Annotated in this window: 13 protein-coding genes and 8 tRNA genes; 18 read left to right on the top strand and 3 right to left on the bottom strand. The window is 39.9% G+C overall.

All coding sequences use genetic code 11. The features are described from left to right. Positions 1 to 63 precede the first annotated feature (63 nt). From V7149_RS08755 to V7149_RS08715, 9 genes are all read left to right on the top strand, one after another. Positions 64 to 137: transfer RNA gene (locus tag V7149_RS08755), tRNA-Met, on the top strand. Positions 138 to 140: 3 nt separating this feature from the next. Then, positions 141 to 217: transfer RNA gene (locus V7149_RS08750), tRNA-Asp, on the top strand. A 6-nt stretch (positions 218 to 223) separates the two neighbouring features. Next, positions 224 to 299, top strand: a tRNA-Phe gene (locus V7149_RS08745). 17 nt (positions 300 to 316) lie between these two features. After that, positions 317 to 390 (top strand) — tRNA-Gly (locus V7149_RS08740). A 6-nt stretch (positions 391 to 396) separates the two neighbouring features. Then, a tRNA-Ile gene (locus V7149_RS08735) sits at positions 397 to 473 on the top strand. Positions 474 to 491: 18 nt separating this feature from the next. Then, positions 492 to 566 (top strand) — tRNA-Asn (locus V7149_RS08730). 4 nt (positions 567 to 570) lie between these two features. Next, positions 571 to 661 (top strand) — tRNA-Ser (locus V7149_RS08725). Positions 662 to 667: 6 nt separating this feature from the next. Then, positions 668 to 739: transfer RNA gene (locus V7149_RS08720), tRNA-Glu, on the top strand. 180 nt (positions 740 to 919) lie between these two features. After that, positions 920 to 1,537 (top strand): HAD-IA family hydrolase, encoded by a 618-nt coding sequence (locus V7149_RS08715; RefSeq protein ID WP_335345259.1) that lies wholly within the window; start codon positions 920 to 922, stop codon positions 1,535 to 1,537. Positions 1,538 to 1,635: 98 nt separating this feature from the next. On the opposite strand, the gene V7149_RS08710 is transcribed toward V7149_RS08715, so the two are convergent. Continuing rightward, positions 1,636 to 1,833, bottom strand: a complete 198-nt coding sequence (locus tag V7149_RS08710; protein WP_335345258.1) for a hypothetical protein — start codon at positions 1,831 to 1,833, stop codon at positions 1,636 to 1,638. A gap of 374 nt (positions 1,834 to 2,207) precedes the next feature. On the opposite strand from V7149_RS08710, the gene glgB reads away from it, so the two are divergent. The 5 genes from glgB to V7149_RS08685 all read left to right on the top strand — a co-directional run bounded on the left by glgB (position 2,208) and on the right by V7149_RS08685 (position 10,184). Beyond that, positions 2,208 to 4,160 (top strand): 1,4-alpha-glucan branching protein GlgB, encoded by a 1,953-nt coding sequence (gene glgB, locus V7149_RS08705; protein WP_335345257.1) that lies wholly within the window; start codon positions 2,208 to 2,210, stop codon positions 4,158 to 4,160. Further along, positions 4,090 to 5,235: a glucose-1-phosphate adenylyltransferase gene (locus V7149_RS08700; protein WP_335345256.1), complete on the top strand. Its 1,146-nt coding sequence runs from the start codon at positions 4,090 to 4,092 to the stop codon at positions 5,233 to 5,235. Before glgB ends, V7149_RS08700 begins: the two co-directional genes overlap by 71 nt. 89 nt (positions 5,236 to 5,324) lie before the next feature. Beyond that, on the top strand, positions 5,325 to 6,353 hold the full coding sequence (locus V7149_RS08695; RefSeq protein ID WP_335345255.1) for a sugar phosphate nucleotidyltransferase: 1,029 nt from the start codon (positions 5,325 to 5,327) through the stop codon (positions 6,351 to 6,353). Beyond that, on the top strand, positions 6,350 to 7,801 hold the full coding sequence (gene glgA, locus V7149_RS08690; RefSeq protein ID WP_335345254.1) for a glycogen synthase GlgA: 1,452 nt from the start codon (positions 6,350 to 6,352) through the stop codon (positions 7,799 to 7,801). The genes V7149_RS08695 and glgA overlap by 4 nt, the downstream gene beginning before the upstream one ends. Beyond that, on the top strand, positions 7,791 to 10,184 hold the full coding sequence (locus tag V7149_RS08685) for a glycogen/starch/alpha-glucan phosphorylase (protein ID WP_335345253.1): 2,394 nt from the start codon (positions 7,791 to 7,793) through the stop codon (positions 10,182 to 10,184). The genes glgA and V7149_RS08685 overlap by 11 nt, the downstream gene beginning before the upstream one ends. Positions 10,185 to 10,535: 351 nt before the next feature. On the opposite strand, the gene V7149_RS08680 is transcribed toward V7149_RS08685, so the two are convergent. Both V7149_RS08680 and V7149_RS08675 read right to left on the bottom strand, forming a co-directional pair. Further along, positions 10,536 to 11,294, bottom strand: coding sequence for a TraR/DksA C4-type zinc finger protein (locus tag V7149_RS08680; protein ID WP_335345252.1), 759 nt, complete (start codon positions 11,292 to 11,294; stop codon positions 10,536 to 10,538). 186 nt (positions 11,295 to 11,480) lie between these two features. After that, complete coding sequence (locus V7149_RS08675; protein ID WP_335345251.1) at positions 11,481 to 12,410, bottom strand: 1,4-dihydroxy-2-naphthoate polyprenyltransferase; 930 nt, start codon at positions 12,408 to 12,410, stop codon at positions 11,481 to 11,483. Positions 12,411 to 12,712: 302 nt separating this feature from the next. Between V7149_RS08675 and V7149_RS08670 the strand changes: the two genes are divergently transcribed. The 4 genes from V7149_RS08670 to menB all read left to right on the top strand — a co-directional run bounded on the left by V7149_RS08670 (position 12,713) and on the right by menB (position 17,604). Beyond that, entirely contained in the window at positions 12,713 to 14,119 is a 1,407-nt protein-coding gene (locus V7149_RS08670; RefSeq protein WP_335345250.1) for an isochorismate synthase, read from the top strand. Next, positions 14,116 to 15,867, top strand: a complete 1,752-nt coding sequence (menD, locus tag V7149_RS08665; protein ID WP_335345249.1) for a 2-succinyl-5-enolpyruvyl-6-hydroxy-3-cyclohexene-1-carboxylic-acid synthase — start codon at positions 14,116 to 14,118, stop codon at positions 15,865 to 15,867. Before V7149_RS08670 ends, menD begins: the two co-directional genes overlap by 4 nt. Then, positions 15,867 to 16,703, top strand: coding sequence for a 2-succinyl-6-hydroxy-2,4-cyclohexadiene-1-carboxylate synthase (gene menH / locus V7149_RS08660; protein WP_335345248.1), 837 nt, complete (start codon positions 15,867 to 15,869; stop codon positions 16,701 to 16,703). Before menD ends, menH begins: the two co-directional genes overlap by 1 nt. Before the next feature lie 79 nt (positions 16,704 to 16,782). After that, on the top strand, positions 16,783 to 17,604 hold the full coding sequence (menB, locus tag V7149_RS08655; RefSeq protein WP_335345247.1) for a 1,4-dihydroxy-2-naphthoyl-CoA synthase: 822 nt from the start codon (positions 16,783 to 16,785) through the stop codon (positions 17,602 to 17,604). Positions 17,605 to 17,710 lie beyond the last annotated feature (106 nt).

Raw genomic sequence — 17,710 nt, 5'->3', positions numbered from 1 at the left:
CCCCTTTCCTCCTCCATATTATGCTATATATGAGCATAGTAAAAATCATATAAATACTATTATCGCGGGGTGGAGCAGTCCGGTAGCTCGTCGGGCTCATAACCCGAAGGTCGCAGGTTCAAATCCTGTCCCCGCAATCTGGTCCGGTAGTTCAGTTGGTTAGAATGCCTGCCTGTCACGCAGGAGGTCGCGGGTTCGAGTCCCGTCCGGACCGCCATATTGTGGCTCAGTAGCTCAGTCGGTAGAGCAAAGGACTGAAAATCCTTGTGTCGGCGGTTCGATTCCGTCCTGAGCCACCATTTAATTATTACTAAATGCGGGTGTAGTTTAGTGGTAAAACCACAGCCTTCCAAGCTGTTGATGAGGGTTCGATTCCCTTCACCCGCTCCAAAATATGGGCCTATAGCTCAGCTGGTTAGAGCGCACGCCTGATAAGCGTGAGGTCGATGGTTCGAGTCCATTTAGGCCCACCATTTTTATTTTATCTTTGTTCCGCAGTAGCTCAGTGGTAGAGCATTCGGCTGTTAACCGAACGGTCGTAGGTTCGAATCCTACCTGCGGAGCCATTATGGGGAAGTACTCAAGAGGCTGAAGAGGCGCCCCTGCTAAGGGTGTAGGTCGCGTAAGCGGCGCGAGGGTTCAAATCCCTCCTTCTCCGCCATTATAAGGCCCGTTGGTCAAGCGGTTAAGACACCGCCCTTTCACGGCGGTAACACGGGTTCGAATCCCGTACGGGTCATAAAAAAGGTTGTCAACCAATTGTGTTGGCAGCTTTTTTTTTACTTATTTATAGTTAATTATAGATCTGGATGTAAAAAGATACCATGGACTAAGATTCTATGGTATTTTTTGTATATAGGGCAAATACACAATTTAAGTGAGAGGAATAACATAGAAAAGCCATAAGGAGAAACAAAAAATGATTAAGTATATTATTTTTGATTTTGATGGAACGATTGCCAATTCTCAATATGCATTTGTTTCTGCCTGGAATCATCTAGCTGAAAAGCACCGATTTAAAAAACTAGAGCATGATAGGTTAGAGGATTTAAAAAAACTAACCATTAAAGAACGAAGTAAGTTGTTAAATTTTCCAATGTATAAATTGCCCATTGTGATGCCGGAATTCTACACAGCCTATCGCCAATCAATATTAGACGTGACCCTATTTGAAGGGATAAAGGAATTATTAGATGAATTAGAGAGTAGAGGTTACCATACGGCCATTATTTCTTCTAATTCAGAGGAAAATATTAGGCAGTTCTTAAATCGTAATGACGTTAAGGTACCTGATATTCTTTGTTCCAGTCGCATTTTTGGTAAGGATAAAATGATAAAAAAGTTCTTAAAATCTCACAATGTGCAGTCTTCCGAGGTTATTTATGTAGGAGATGAGCATCGGGATATCGTTGCCTGCAAGAAGTGTAATGTAAAAGTTATATGGGTTGGTTGGGGCTATGATGGCATAGAAGTGGTTCAATCTGAAAATCCTGATTATATGATTCAAACGCCAGATGAAATTCTGCAAATCATTTAGAGTATCCCAATTAAATTCACCAAAAGATATCTTTAGTCATTCTTAAACGCTTGGAAAAATGCAATTCCAAGCGCTTTTTTTAATACTGGTCTTTTCTGCTAGTCAAACCTTTCATCTTTTTCACGCAATTTCCTTCCAGGGTTATCAAGGTCAAATTCCGATGTTATGCCAGTGGACGGACCTCTAAACATTTCTCCAACTGCAATAATCTTTCCATCTGGCGGTCCAAATAGGGGGACCTTCACTTCATCTTTAGAAGCCTCTTTAATTAAAAACTCTTCTTCTTTATTACTCAATTTATATGTCTCCTTTAAATAAATAGTTTTGTGTAAGAAGCCGGAACCATCAACCCAGGCTGGTGCCAGAACCAGCTGTTATATGCAAGGCCCGGTCATCATTAGTTCGTCTCAATACTCACCCCCAACAAAAAGCTATTCAAGAGTCTTGTCCAAAAGTAAGTAAAGCTCTGAATTCACAGTGCTGCATGTTTTATTTTGTCAATCCAGGCAATAAATTATGTCGAAATTTCAAGATTACCTTTATATCTTGCTGTTAATTGGCAAAGTGTTAAGTTTGTTGTCAAAAAGTTTAGAAAAACTTTACAAGGTCTTTTTCCAAATCACTCGAATATAATCATGGAAGCTATTGCAGTTAGAAGGAGAAGAGCGACATGAACACAGTTTTTCCAACAGACTATCAAATGCATTTATTTCATGAGGGTACCCTTTTTGAAAGTTATAGACTCTTTGGTGCACATATTATGAAAGAAGATGAAAAGGTAAAGACTCGGTTTTGTGTCTGGGCACCGAATGTGGAAATTGTCAGATTAGTTGGTGATTTTAATGATTGGAATGGAGAGGGGTACCACTTACATAGAGTAAATAATGAAGGAATTTGGATGACTCATATTGAGATGGATCTACAGGGGTGTTTATACAAATATGAAATGATTACAAAAGAAGGCAAGCGTTTTTTGAAATCGGACCCGTTTAGCTTTTATTCGGAAAAAAGACCGGATACAGCTTCCATTGTATACTCTCTTGATGGCTATCAGTGGAATGACGATCATTGGATGCAGAAAAGAGAAAAAAGAAATAGCCTATCGGAGCCAATGGCCATTTATGAAGTCCATTTAGGATCGTGGCGAAAGACAAAGGATGGCTGCTTCTTATCGTATAAAGAATTAGCCGCTGAATTAATTCCGTATATTGTGGAGCTTGGATTTACCCATATTGAATTGTTACCCCTTGTCGAGCACCCGCTCGACGAATCGTGGGGCTATCAGGGAACAGGCTATTATTCCGTCACAAGCCGCTATGGTACGCCACATGATTTTATGTATTTTATTGATCAATGCCATCAAAACGGCATCGGGGTTATTCTTGATTGGGTGCCTGGACATTTTTGCAAGGATGCTCATGGGCTATATAAGTTTGACGGAACAAATTTGTATGAATATGAAAATCCTTGGGACAGTGAAAATGCTGTTTGGGGTACTGCAAACTTTAATTTTGGAAAAAGTGAAGTACATAGCTTTCTCATTTCAAATGCGCTTTTCTGGATGGAAACCTATCACATTGATGGTTTTCGCCTTGATGCAGTATCTAATATTATTTATTGGCCGAATCGACATGAGGAAACGGAAAATCCATTGGGCATCCACTTTTTGCAAAAATTAAACAAGACCATTTATGAGCGAGATCCTGCATTCTTAATGATGGCTGAAGACTCGAGTGAATGGCCGCAAGTGACCTCACCCGTACATTACGGCGGACTAGGCTTCCAATACAAATGGAATATGGGCTGGATGAATGATGTCCTTAGCTATATGGAAACAACACCTGATTCTCGGTCGAATGTTCATGGAAAAATGACCTTTTCCTTGTTGTATGCCTTTAAAGAAAACTTTGTTCTACCCTTTTCTCATGATGAGGTAGTTCATGGGAAAAGGTCACTTCTAGATAAGATGCCGGGTGATTACTGGAGCAAGTTTGCCCAGCTGCGACTGTTGTTAGGCTATATGATTGCTCACCCTGGAAAAAAACTATTATTTATGGGGACAGAACTAGGGCAATTTTCAGAATGGAAGACTAATGAGCAGCTTGATTGGCATTTGCTTGAGTACGATATGCATATGAAATTAAATGGGTATGTAAAGGAATTGCTGAAGCTATATAAGCGTTCAAGGCCGTTTTTCGAGATGGATTTTCTTCAAGAGGGCTTTGAGTGGATTGATGTAAATAACCATCAGCAATCGATCTTTTCTTTTATCCGCAAAGGAAGAAGGGAAGGTGAGCATTTGATTGTCATCTGTAATTTTACAGAGCGTGTTTATGAAGATTATTGGGTAGGTGTTCCACAAAAGGGGTCATACAGGGAAATATTTAATGGTGATAAAGCGGAATTTGGTGGAGCTGGCTTTATAAATAAGAAGGTTTTAAAGACGGAAGATGAACCGTATCATGGGAAGCCATATTCGGTAAAAATGACGATAGCCCCCTTTGGCGTATCGATATTACGACCTGTTAAGCATCGAAAGGAGAGAAAAGGAAATGGTAAGGAAGAAGTGCGTAGCCATGTTATTGGCCGGAGGGAAAGGGAGCAGACTCCATTCGTTGACTGAAAACCTAGCTAAGCCTGCAGTGCCCTTTGGAGGGAAGTATCGGATTATTGATTTCACTTTGAGCAATTGTACAAATTCAGGCATTGATACAGTTGGGGTGCTGACGCAATATCAGCCACTTGTTTTGAATTCTTATATAGGAATCGGAAGTGCCTGGGACTTAGATCGAAGAAATGGCGGAGTTACGGTTCTCCCGCCTTACAGTGAATCATCTGAGGTCAAGTGGTATACGGGAACAGCGAGCGCCATTTATCAGAATATCAATTATTTAAAGCAACATAACCCAGAATACGTATTAGTCCTTTCAGGTGACCATATTTATAAAATGAATTATGAACTCATGCTTAATTACCATATTGAAAAAGGTGCCGATGCCACGATTTCAGTTATTGAAGTTCCTTGGGAAGAAGCAAGCCGATTCGGAATTATGAATACGAGTGATGAAATGGTGATTACCCAATTTGAGGAAAAACCGGATGTGCCAAAAAATAATTTGGCTTCCATGGGTATATACATATTCAATTGGTCCCTTCTAAAGGAATATTTAGAAAGGGATGCAAAAGACCCTAATTCCAGCCATGACTTTGGCAAGGATATTATTCCGTTACTTTTAGCAGAAGAAAAGCAGTTATATGCTTACCCGTTTAAAGGCTATTGGAAGGATGTCGGAACCGTTAAAAGCCTTTGGGAGGCTAATATGGACTTATTAGATGAGACATGTGAATTAAATTTATTTGATTATAATTGGCGGATTTACTCCGTTAACCCGAATCATCCGCCACAATATATTTCAACTGAGGCAAAAATTACAGGATCTCTTATTAACGAAGGCTGTACCATTGAGGGAAATATTGATAAGTCAGTTCTTTTCCAAGGGGTAACAGTCGGGAAAGGATCATTCATACGTGAAGCTGTGGTCATGCCTAATGCCAAAATTGGTAAAAACGTTATGATTGAAAAAGCCATTATTCCTTCCAATATCCATATACCTGATGGAATGATGATTAGCGGTTCAATGGAAAACGATGAGATTGTATTAGTTTCAGAAGAAATGCTTCGAAAATATGTTTCTTAAAAAACAGTTTTTTAGTACGGCTGGGGGAAAGTGGTTTTGATGACAAAATTTGTAGAGTGTGCAGCTATTGACTGTGGGAGGGAAAGATTGTGAAGAATCGTTTGCTTGGTGTAATTGATGCAACAACCTATCACGAAGAATTGGGGGAGCTGATGATTCATCGATCGCTTGGAGCGGTCCCCTTTGCCGGCAGGTACCGCCTTATCGACTTTATTCTTTCCAATATGGTGAATTCTGATATAGAAAGTGTAGCGATTTTCCCTAAATTTCAATATCGCTCATTAATGGATCATTTAGGTTCAGGGAAGAATTGGGACCTTAATAGAAAAAGAGATGGCCTTTTCTTTTTCCCATCACCAATGATTGAAGGATCCCAAAATGGAATTGGCTCCTTTAATCATTTTGCTGCAAACTTAGATTATTTTTACCGAAGTAATCAGGAATACGCACTTATCGCAAATTGCTTTACGGTCTTTAATATGGATTTTCGCCCTGTTCTAGACCTGCATATTCATGCGGGGTGTGATATAACGGAAATCCGCCAACAGGGGCGGTCCCTGGAAATGTACTTAGTAAAGACGTCTTTTCTAATAGAACTCATTAAGTCACGTGAACATACAGGATATACTTGCATGAACGATGTCGTCAATGATTTAAACCACTCTTACTTAATATGCAGCTATGAATATGATGGCTTTGCAGAAAAGATTGATTCTATTCAAACGTATTTTCAAGTAAGCATGGACCTTCTACAGCCGCATATTTGGAGAGAGCTGTTTCCTCAGGAGAACCCGATTTATACAAAGGTAAAGGATGAACCGCCTGCAAGATATTTCGAAGGGGCATCAGTACAGCATTCCATGATTGCTAATGGGTGCCAAATTATGGGGGATATCAAAAATAGTATTATCTCTCGCGGTGTTAAGATTGGAAAAGGCTCAGTTATTAAAAATTGCATTATTATGCAAAAAAGCCAGATAGGGGAAAATTGCCATTTGGATTCGGTTATTTTAGATAAAGATGTGAAGGTCGCATCTGGAACTGTTTTAGCTGGTTCAAGTCAATCTCCGTATGTCATTCAAAAAGGAACCGTGCAAGGAGCTCTGATGAATTTGTGAAAGTATTGTTTGTTGTATCCGAATGTGTTCCATTTGTAAAATCGGGAGGACTGGCTGACGTTGCTGGTTCTCTTCCTAAGGAAATCAAAAAGCTAGGCACAGATATCCGAGTTATCCTCCCAAAATACCAATCTATAAATGAAGAATATAAAGTTAAAATGAAAAAGACTGCAGAATTTTCCGTGCAGGTAGGGTGGAGAAATCAGTATTGCGGGATCGAAGAACTTCAATTCGAGGGGATCACCTATTATTTTATAGACAATGAATATTATTTTTTTCGGGAAAATTTATATGGATATTTTGACGATGGGGAGCGGTTTGCTTATTTTAATAGGGCAGTATTGGATTGTCTCGAGTTGATCGATTTCTTCCCGGACATTATACATTGTCATGATTGGCATACGGGGATGATTCCGTTTCTATTAAAAGCTCAGTATCAGGCGATAGAGAGGTATAAAGACATCCGCACGGTGTTTACTATTCATAACTTGAAGTTTCAAGGAATTATGCCACGTGAGGCTCTGCAGGATTTATTTGGACTGAGCAATCAATATTTTCATATCGATCATCTGGAATTCTACGGGCAAATTAGCTTTATGAAGAGTGCCATTGTTGCAGCAGATAAGATTACAACAGTGAGCCCCACATATATGCATGAGATTCAAATGGAGCACTACGGGGAAAGGCTGCATGGATTGTTAAAGAAGAGGATGGATGATTTTGAAGGGATCATAAATGGGATAGATGCAGCCCTCTATGATCCGAAGAATGATCCCTGCCTATTGGAGAGATATAATCCTGAGGCAATTGAAAGGAAACAGGTTAATAAAAGATATATTCAGGAGAAATTTGGGCTTCCAAGTCATATGAATACCCCTTTAGTTGCGATGATTACGAGATTAACAGAGCAAAAGGGAATTGATCTTGTTCGCTGTGTTTTCCAGGAGCTCATGTCGGAGGATATCCAAATGATTATACTGGGAACAGGTGATATTCAGTTTGAGCAATTTTTCCGAGAGATGGAATGGGCTTATCCAGAAAAATGCAGAGCTTATATTGGCTTTGATGAGGAACTGGCACACCAGCTGTACGCTGGAGCTGATCTCTTTCTAATGCCATCAAAATTTGAGCCGTGTGGCCTTGGGCAAATGATCGCAATGAAATATGGCGCTATTCCTGTTGTTAGAGAAACAGGTGGATTAAATGATACAGTTCAGTCTTTTAATGAACTTACTGGTGAAGGAACCGGCTTTACATTTGGCCATTTTAATGCCCATGACATGCTGTTTACCGTGCAAAAGGCACTCCGCTTTTATCGGGATGAATTGTACTGGAGAAACATTGTCAGAAATGCCATGACAGCGGATTTTAGTTGGGCGCAATCTGCTGAAAAATACAATGGGCTATATTCCGAAATCATCTCTAGGAGTGAAAGTCATGTTTTCTAATAAGGAAGAGTTCAAAGAGTCTTTCTTAAAAAGGCTGGAAATGATATGTGGAAAAAGCTTTGGAGAAAGCACGAAAAGGGACCATTACTTTACAATAGGGAATATGATTAGGGAATATGTCAGCACTAGCTGGATCAACACGAATGAACGTTATCGAAGTAATAGAGGCAAGCAAGTTTACTATATTTCCATCGAGTTCTTGCTTGGCCGGCTGCTCCATCATAATTTGCTTAACTTAGGGCTAGAGGATGTTGTGAAGGCTGGATTAAAGGATTTAGGGATAGATTTATATGAATTGGATGAGATAGAGGCTGATGCAGGATTAGGGAACGGAGGGCTTGGGAGACTAGCTGCCTGTTTCATGGACTCTCTAGCCTCGTTAAATTTGCCGGGGCATGACTGTGGGATCCGCTATAAGCACGGTTTATTTGAGCAGAAGATTGTTGATGGCTATCAAATTGAGCTGCCAGAGCAATGGTTGCGGCATGGGCATGTGTGGGAGGTTAGGAGAGCGGATTTAGCAATTGAGGTTCCTTTTTGGGGGAGTGTTGAAGCTAGGGAAGAAAATGGTCGGCTCGTATTTCGGCACGAGAAAGCGGAACTGATTTCGGCTGTCCCTTATGATTTGCCAATTGTCGGTTACAAGACGGAAACGGTAAATACCCTCAGACTCTGGAATGCGGAACCCTCGCCCTACCCTATTCATAAGGATATTATGAAATATAAACGGGAAACAGAGTCCGTTTCTGAATTTCTATATCCGGACGATACACATGATGAGGGAAAAATACTTCGGTTAAAACAGCAATATTTTCTTGTTTCAGCAAGCATTAGGTCGATTATTCGCTCCTATAAAAAGCAGCATGAGACTTTACATGATTTTCACGAATATGTAAGTATTCATATTAACGATACACACCCTGTCCTAGCTATCCCAGAGTTAATGCGAATATTAATCGATGAAGAGTGCATGGGATGGGATGAGGCTTGGTATATTACCGTGAACACGATTTCGTATACGAATCATACAACCTTGTCAGAAGCGCTGGAAAAATGGGCAGTCCGTTTATTTCAGCCTCTGCTGCCGCGGATTTATATGATAGTAGAAGAAATCAACGAGCGGTTTTGCCAACAGCTTTGGGATTTGTATCCTGGTGAATGGGAACATATCGAAAGTATGGCAATAATCGCCCATGAAGAAGTGAGGATGGCTCACCTCGCCCTTGTCGGAAGCTATAGCGTAAATGGGGTAGCTGCCCTTCATACTGAAATTTTGAAGAAAAGGGAAATGAGCTCTTTTTATCACGTATTCCCTGAAAAATTTAATAATAAAACAAATGGCATTACTCATAGAAGATGGCTGTTAAAAGCCAATCCCCTTCTCTCTGGGCTTATTACGGATGGAATTGGAAGTGAATGGGTTCGAGAACCAGCCCAACTTAGTCAATTAAACAAATTTGAAGAAGACAAAGCTTTTCTTCAAAACTTATCCCGCATTAAACAGCAAAATAAGGAAAGGCTCGCTAGAAGAATTAACAATCAGACCGGCATTGTGGTAGATCCCTCCTCTATATTTGATATTCAGGTAAAACGCCTCCATGCTTATAAAAGGCAGTTACTCAATATTTTGCATGTCATGTATTTATATAATCAGCTAAAAGAGGATTCAAGCTTCAATATGCACCCGCGTACTTTTATCTTTGGAGCCAAAGCCTCTCCCGGATACTATTATGCAAAGAAAATTATTAAGCTCATCAATACAGTCGCGGATAAAGTCAACCGGGATGCCAGGACTAATGAAAAGTTAAAGGTCATTTTCCTCGAAAATTATCGTGTCTCTATAGCTGAAGAGGTTTTTCCAGCGGCAGATGTAAGCGAGCAAATTTCTACTGCCAGTAAGGAGGCTTCTGGTACTGGAAACATGAAATTTATGATGAATGGCGCTCTAACGGTAGGGACTCTGGACGGGGCAAATGTTGAAATAATGGAAAAGGCAGGTCCGGAAAATATCTTTATTTTTGGCCTTACTGCTGACAAAGTTCTTCAATATTATCAGCATGGCGGTTACAATTCAATGGATTACTATCATCATGACAAAAGAATTCGTCAAGTAGCCGATCAATTAATTAATGGTTTTTTCCCGGAAGCTGATGATGAATTTGAACCGATTTTTGATTCATTACTTACGGAAAATGATCAATATTTTGTACTGAGGGATTTTGATTCTTATGTGAATATTCAGAGGCAGGCAGGAATAGCATATGAAGATCAAAGTAAATGGCTGAAAATGAGCTTGAGAAATATTGCTGCTTCTGGTTATTTTTCCAGCGACCGCACAATTCGTGAGTATGCTGAAGAGATATGGAGGATTCAGTCTATTTAGGATGTTGAAAGTATGAAAGGGTGCAATTTGCACCCTTCTCACTAAGCTGTGTGAGCGTTCCATGAACTAAATTGGTAGAGGATTTTGAAAAAACCTAACATAGAAGGGCCCAATGTAAGCGTTTTGAAGGGGATTTTGTCAAAACCCTAACATTGGACGGTCCAATGTAAGCATTTTGAAGGAAATCTCATCAAAACCCTAACATAGTAAGGCCTAATGTAAGCATTTTGGAGAAAGCCCCGTCAAAACCATCTTTAAAGGGGCAGCTTACTGCTATTGTAATAAATCCTCCAAATGTTTCTGCCAATTTGGATTTTTATCTACAATAATTAAGACTGCCCCTTTCATAAATTATTCTTCTTCTTCCTCTTCTACATAACCATCTGTATATCGATAGTGTAAATCGCCAAACTGTGTATCGGTGCCGACTTCATCAAGCATGGCTTCGTATTCTTCATGCTTTTTCGAAGGATAAATGATTCTATCTGTCCCTTCAATGTTATTAGCAATAAAGGTTTCATAATCCTCCGTAAAGCCTTCATCATCATGCCCTTCGTTATAAAGGGAATTATAATCTTCATAATCGCCTCTAAGGTCGGATGGGGTTTCAGATGTACCGTAACGGGCAACCTCTTGGAAGCTGTCTTCATTATCAACAACCTCTCTAAACTGGTGATGCTGAAATGTATTTCCATGTGCTGGCTCCAGTACATCCTCTTCCACTGGGCGGTCACCTGGTACAATTTGTTCAGGGCTATGATCCTTACAGTATAATGTATAAGGGACAACCTCTAGCCTTTCGAATGGGATGTCCTCGCCACATACTGTACATTTCCCATAAGAACCTGTATGGATTGCCTCCAACGCGGCATTTACTTTATTTAACTGGGAATCATGATGCTCCTCAAGGGCAAAATCCTTTGTTCTGTCATATAATTCAGTCCCCATGTCTGCAGGGTGATTATCATAAGCAGATAACTCGCCAACTGTTTCTCTTGCATTTACGCCTTCTAGACTGCCTTCCTTATTTCCATGAAGCTGTGATTCTAAAGATGTTTTCTCCTCTTCTAATTGACGCATTAATTGGTTGAGTTGTTCAGACGATAACAAAACAATATCACATCCTCATCAAATTCGATTCGAGCTATTTTAAAACAGCAAGCAGTTGACAATCATATGTGTTTAGTATGAGCTTTACCTTAAAAAATAATTACTGAAATGCTGAAGCCCTATAGTGAACCTTCCCTTTTTAAACATGAAAAAAACCCTTGTCATGTACAAGGGTTAAAGTATTTCTTATAAAAAATAACCAATAAATAAACCGATTGATAATAAAAATCCAAAAATCGTATTCGTTTGAGCAGTTGCCTTCATTGCAGGCATCATTTGAATAGGAATTGTTTTTCCAATAAAACCTTTCGTTGCTTTAATCGCTTTCGGAGCGCTTAGAACAACAATCGCTAACCAAGGTGAAATAATATTCATGGCAATAAGAATGAAAACCCATGCATAAGAAATAATAAACATACTAGCAAGCAATTGAATGGCGCCTATTCTTCCTAATAAAATCGCCAGCGTTTTTCTGCCAAACTCTTTATCGCCGTCCAAATCACGTATATTATTAGATAACATAATAGCACCGACAAGAATCAATATAGGGATCGACACTAAAATACTTGTTTCCGTTACTGTTCCAGTTTGAATAAAGAACGAAATGAGAATAATCAGCATGCCCATGAAAAATCCAGCAGCAATTTCACCAAATGGCGTGTACGCAATTGGAAATGGTCCTCCGGTGTAAAGATAGCCTACTAACATACAAATGATTCCGATCAAAGCTAACCACCAGCTGCTGTTCATACAAATGTATACTCCAATTAAGATCGAAACACCATATAAACCAAGGGCCAGCTTAAGAACTGTCTTTGGATGTATGCCATCACGTACAATAGCTCCACCAATCCCAACAGATTCTTCATTATCGAGCCCTCTTTTAAAATCGTAATATTCATTAAACATATTCGTTGCAGCTTGTATCAGCAAGCTTGCAATCAACATAGCAAAAAATAATCCAAAATGAATGCTTGTATCCTGAAGAGCTAAGGCCGTTCCAAGTAGTACTGGTACAAAAGCAGCGGTTAGAGTATGAGGTCTTGTCAGCTGCCACCAAACCCTCCAATCCCTAGAGTTGGTAGGCGGAATACTTGTATGCATTTGTGTTTGCATAAAACTCTCCCCTTGTCATCAATATAATCTATAATATCAAACCTATTTATTATAAAGGATAGGATGTCTTCTGTCAAAACTGACCGTAATAAAGGCTTTCCATCATCAGTCTAAGCGGGAAAAAAGTAAGTGTCAATGGTACAAATTGAAAGCCGATAAAGATGAATTTTTCTTCTTTTCATTAAATTAGAAAAACCAGTCCTGAACATGACTATAATTGACATATGAATGAGAATAAGTGTATGTTAAAATAAGTTTATATGAAGGAATAACGGTTAATAGGTATTGTTGGAGGGATTTTTTTGGTTACCATAACAGAAACGGAACTAAAAGACGGGATCCTTGAAGCGATAGATAGGGCAAAGGCCTTATCTAAACCAGTTTTAGTAAGTGAAGTTCAGCAGATTAATCCTATAGATCCTCTTACTTTTTTCACGGCAGGCCGTGAAGCTTTTTTAGGTGAACGTTTTTTTTGGAAAGATCCATCAGATGAAACGTTCATTATTGGGATGGGAAGATGCAATCAAATTCAATCGGATCAGGCAGCTGGCCGTTTTTTTCATGTTGAAAAAGAGTGGAAGCGCTTTATTCAAGATGCCGTTATTTATAACCGGTTTGAAATAGATGGAATAGGTCCTCTTATGTTTGGCGGTTTTTCCTTTGATCCTATTAAAGAGAAATCAAAACTCTGGGAGAAATTTTCGGATTCATTGTTTCATATACCGACCTTTATGTATAGTGAAATAAAAGGAAAGGCCTATTTAACAACGAATGTGCTTTGTACACAAAATGATGATGAGTCTCTTATTGATGTTATTCACTTAGAGAGGCAGGCACTTTTCACTTCCCTATTAGACATTCGAAATGATGAAAGCCATCAATTAAATAAAGAGTTAGAAATGAATCCTGAAAAATGGAAGGAACAGGTCCGTTCCATTGTGAATGAATTAAAGCAAGGTTCAATAGAAAAGGTCGTCTTGGCGAGGGAAACAAGATTATTTTTTGACAAACATGTTCAAGTGGAACAAGTACTTTCACAACTATTGAATCTTCAAAGAGAGAGCTTTATTTTTGCATTTGAATCAAATGGTGATTGTTTTATTGGGGCTTCTCCAGAACGGCTTATCAAAAAGAGCGGAAAAAGCCTTTTTACGACATGTCTTGCTGGATCAATTGCAAGAGGCAAGTCGGAGAAAGAAGATAATCAGCTTGGTGAAGAATTATTAAATGACCGTAAGAACTTAATTGAGCATCAATATGTTGTACAAATGATTAAAGAGGCGATGGAAGAATCTTGTGAGGAAGTATTATTGCCTGAAAAAACGCAGCTTCTAAAAACGAGAGACATTCAGCATCTTTATACGCCTGTCATTGGAAAGGCGAAGGAAGATACCTCATTACTCAATTTAGTTGATCGCCTGCATCCAACTCCTGCTTTAGGAGGACTGCCAAAGCAAGCAGCAGTAGAGAAAATCAGAGAAGTAGAAGATTTGGACAGGGGTTTTTACGGTGCACCGCTAGGTTGGCTTGACTATAAAGGGAATGGCGAATTTGCTGTTTCTATTCGTTCCGGCCTTATCCAAAAGGATGAAGCTTCAATCTTTGCTGGCTGTGGTGTTGTGAAGGATTCGAATCCAGAGAGTGAGTATATCGAAACGAAGATTAAATTTAGACCAATGCTAAGAGCATTAGGAGGTATAAATAAATGAATCATCAAGAAGCACTAACCTCTTATATTGCTGCATTCGTGACTGAGCTAGTAAATAATGGGGTAGAGGATGTTGTCGTAAGTCCTGGTTCTAGATCTACCCCAATGGCAATGGTCATCCTTGAGCATCCTGAACTTCGTGTACATATACATGTAGACGAACGTTCGGCTGCCTTTTTTGCTTTAGGGATTGCTAAAGCTTCGAAAAGGCCTGTGGCGATTTTATGTACTTCAGGCACAGCCGCAGCTAACTATTTTCCTGCTATTGTGGAAGCGAATGTATCGAGGGTGCCTTTAATTGTTCTAACGGCTGATAGACCGCATGAATTAAGAGATGTTGGCGCGCCACAGGCGATCGATCAAATTCATTTGTACGGAAAACATGTAAAATGGTTTGTAGAAATGGCACCTCCTGAAAATACTGTAGAGATGATTAGATATGCACGTACAGTATGTGCAAGAGCAGCTTCTACTGCTCTGCAGTCTCCAGCAGGGCCTGTACATTTGAATTTCCCATTTAGGGAGCCGCTAATTCCACGATTGGACAGGGAAGACTTGTTCGAGGTAACGGAAAGAGCTGGGGGATATGTCGGGATTCAGCCAAGTGAATGGACATTATCGAATGAACAATTTAAAGAGTTGGGTGAAAGCATCCAGTCATATAAAAGAGGGATCATCGTTTGCGGTCCAATTGAGACAGAGGGGTTTAAGGCTGCCGTTATTAATCTTGCTAAAAAGCTTCAGTTCCCCATACTAGCAGACCCGCTTTCCCAGCTAAGAAGCGGAACGCATAGTGGATCACAAATTATTGATACATATGATACGATTTTGAAAAACGATAAAGCAAAGCGTGAACTAAAGCCTGATGTCATTATTCGTTTTGGGGCTTTGCCTGTTTCTAAGCCATTAACCATATTCTTAAAAGAGAATCATGATGTACCCCAATTCGTTATTGATGGCGGTGCAGGATGGCGGGATCCGGGGATGGTATCCTCTGAAATGATTTATTGCCAGGAAACGAGGTTTTGCCAAGCTGTTCTACCATTTATTAAGGATGTGAAGGAAGAGAGTTTCCTTGAGAAGTGGGAGAAGGTCAATCAGCTTACCCGCAGCTGCCTAGCAAAAATAGAAGAAGTAACTGAATTAAGCGAAGGGAAGTTATTTTATCAGCTTGCCAATATGCTTCCTGAAGGAGCAGTATTATTTGTCGGCAATAGCATGCCTATAAGGGATTTAGATACTTTCTTCCATCTTAATGATAAGTCGATAAGGATAATGGCTAACCGTGGGGCAAACGGTATAGATGGAGTAATTTCTACTGCCCTTGGAGCAGGGACATGCCTGCAACCGCTATATTTAGTCCTAGGTGATTTAACTTTTTTCCACGATATGAATGGATTAATTGCCGCTAAACAATATGGAATTGATATTAATATTCTTTTAATCAATAATAATGGCGGAGGAATATTCTCTTTTCTGCCGCAAGCCAGTCACCCGAAAAACTTTGAAAAGCTATTTGGAACCCCACTAGATTTGAAGTTTCAATATGCTGTAGAAATGTACGGAGGGCAATATGATTTAATTTCAGATTGGGAGCATTTTTCTTCTGTTATGAATCAAAATAAAGATAGATCTGGATTAAAGGTAATGGAAATTACAACAAACCGGGAGAAAAATATTAGTGAGCATCGAGAGCTATGGGATGAGGTTTCCCGGGAAATAAGTCGATTCCTGGAGGTCGAATGCTGATGGATTTTGTTATCAACGGCATTCAATATCATATTGATAGGTGGGGCCCCATAGAGGGGACCCCTTTACTATTGCTTCACGGCTTTACTGGAAGTGGTGCTTCATGGATTAGATTCAAGCCTTATTGGCAAAATTATCATGTCATTGCTGTTGATATTATTGGTCATGGCAAATCGGATTCTCCTACTGATGTATCAAAATATGATATTGAGGCAGTGGCGGAGGATTTACATACTATTTTGCAGAGGCTAGGAATTGGACAAACTAATTTATTAGGCTATTCCATGGGTGGAAGATTAGCTCTGACGTTTGCTCTACAATATCCTCAAACGGTTAGAAAGCTCATTCTAGAGAGCTCAACACCTGGACTAAAATCAGAAGATGAAAGGGAAGCAAGGCGCCTTCAGGACGAGAAGCTTGCCAGTCGAATTCAAGAACAGGGGATTGAGGATTTTGTGGATTACTGGGAGAATATCCCCCTTTTTCAAAGCCAGAAAGGACTCTCAGAGGATATTCGGCAACATATTAGAACAGAGCGATTAAGTAACTCAGCAGTAGGTTTGTCTAATAGTCTTAGAGGAATGGGCTCAGGCGCTCAAACTTCGTGGTGGGAGAGGCTTCATGAGATTTCTTTTCCTGTACTTTTAATAACAGGTGATATGGACAGTAAATTTTGTCAAATAGCAAAAGAAATGCATAAGGAATTAAAAAATGGAACTTGGATTTCCATTGATAAAAGTGGACATGCAATTCATGTGGAGAAACCAGAATTATTTGGTACAATAGTAAATGAATTCTTATCGTATGAAAAGGATCCAAATAGCAATCCTTTTTGATACGTTTGAAGAGAAATCAGTGCTAGCTATTAGCGCTGAATTAAGATATTTGTTAATTACATAAAAGGAGGATTCCGTCATGTCAGCAGTAGAATGGATTGCCGGACGCAAGTATGAAGAAATTATTTATGAAACATACAACGGAATAGCGAAGATCACGATTAACCGTCCAGAAAAACATAATGCTTTCACGCCAAGAACAGTATCCGAGCTAATTGATGCTTTCGCTTATGCACGTGATGATGCAAATGTTGGGGTTATCGTCCTAACTGGTGCAGGAGATAAAGCTTTCTGTTCAGGTGGAGATCAGTCTGTACGCGGTCATGGAGGCTATGTTGGGGACGATCAAATCCCGCGCTTGAACGTTCTTGATTTACAGCGTTTAATTCGTGTCATTCCAAAACCAGTTGTTGCTATGGTTAAAGGGTATGCGATCGGTGGGGGACATGTTCTCCATATCGTTTGTGATTTAACCATTGCTGCAGATAATGCCGTCTTTGGACAAACTGGTCCGAAAGTTGGAAGCTTTGATGCTGGGTATGGCTCAGGCTATTTAGCAAGAATTGTCGGTCATAAAAAGGCACGCGAAATTTGGTATCTATGCCGCCAGTATAATGCTCAAGAAGCTTTAGACATGGGGCTTGTTAATACAGTCGTTCCGCTTGATCAAGTGGAAGAGGAAACAATTAAGTGGTGCGAAGAAATGCTTGATAAGAGCCCAACTGCACTTCGTTTCCTTAAAGCTGCGTTTAATGCGGATACAGACGGTCTTGCTGGTATTCAGCAATTTGCTGGTGACGCAACATTGCTTTATTATACAACAGATGAAGCAAAAGAAGGCCGCGATGCCTTTAAGGAAAAGCGCAAGCCTGATTTTGGCCAATTCCCTCGTTTTCCTTGATTTAGAAGAAAAGCGGAGGCGCCTTGATCACCCCCGACAAGCATAAGACGATCCACCCGGAAAGGTGTACTTTACCTTTCTGGGTGGATTGGCTTATGACCTCGAG

Origin of the sequence: Bacillus sp. JJ1503 (genome assembly GCF_036965125.1) — a bacterium.
Taxonomy (GTDB): Bacteria; Bacillota; Bacilli; order Bacillales; family Cytobacillaceae; genus Cytobacillus.
The sequence above is the reverse complement of the archived record's forward strand: the minus strand, read 5'-3'. Positions and strand labels throughout refer to the sequence as shown.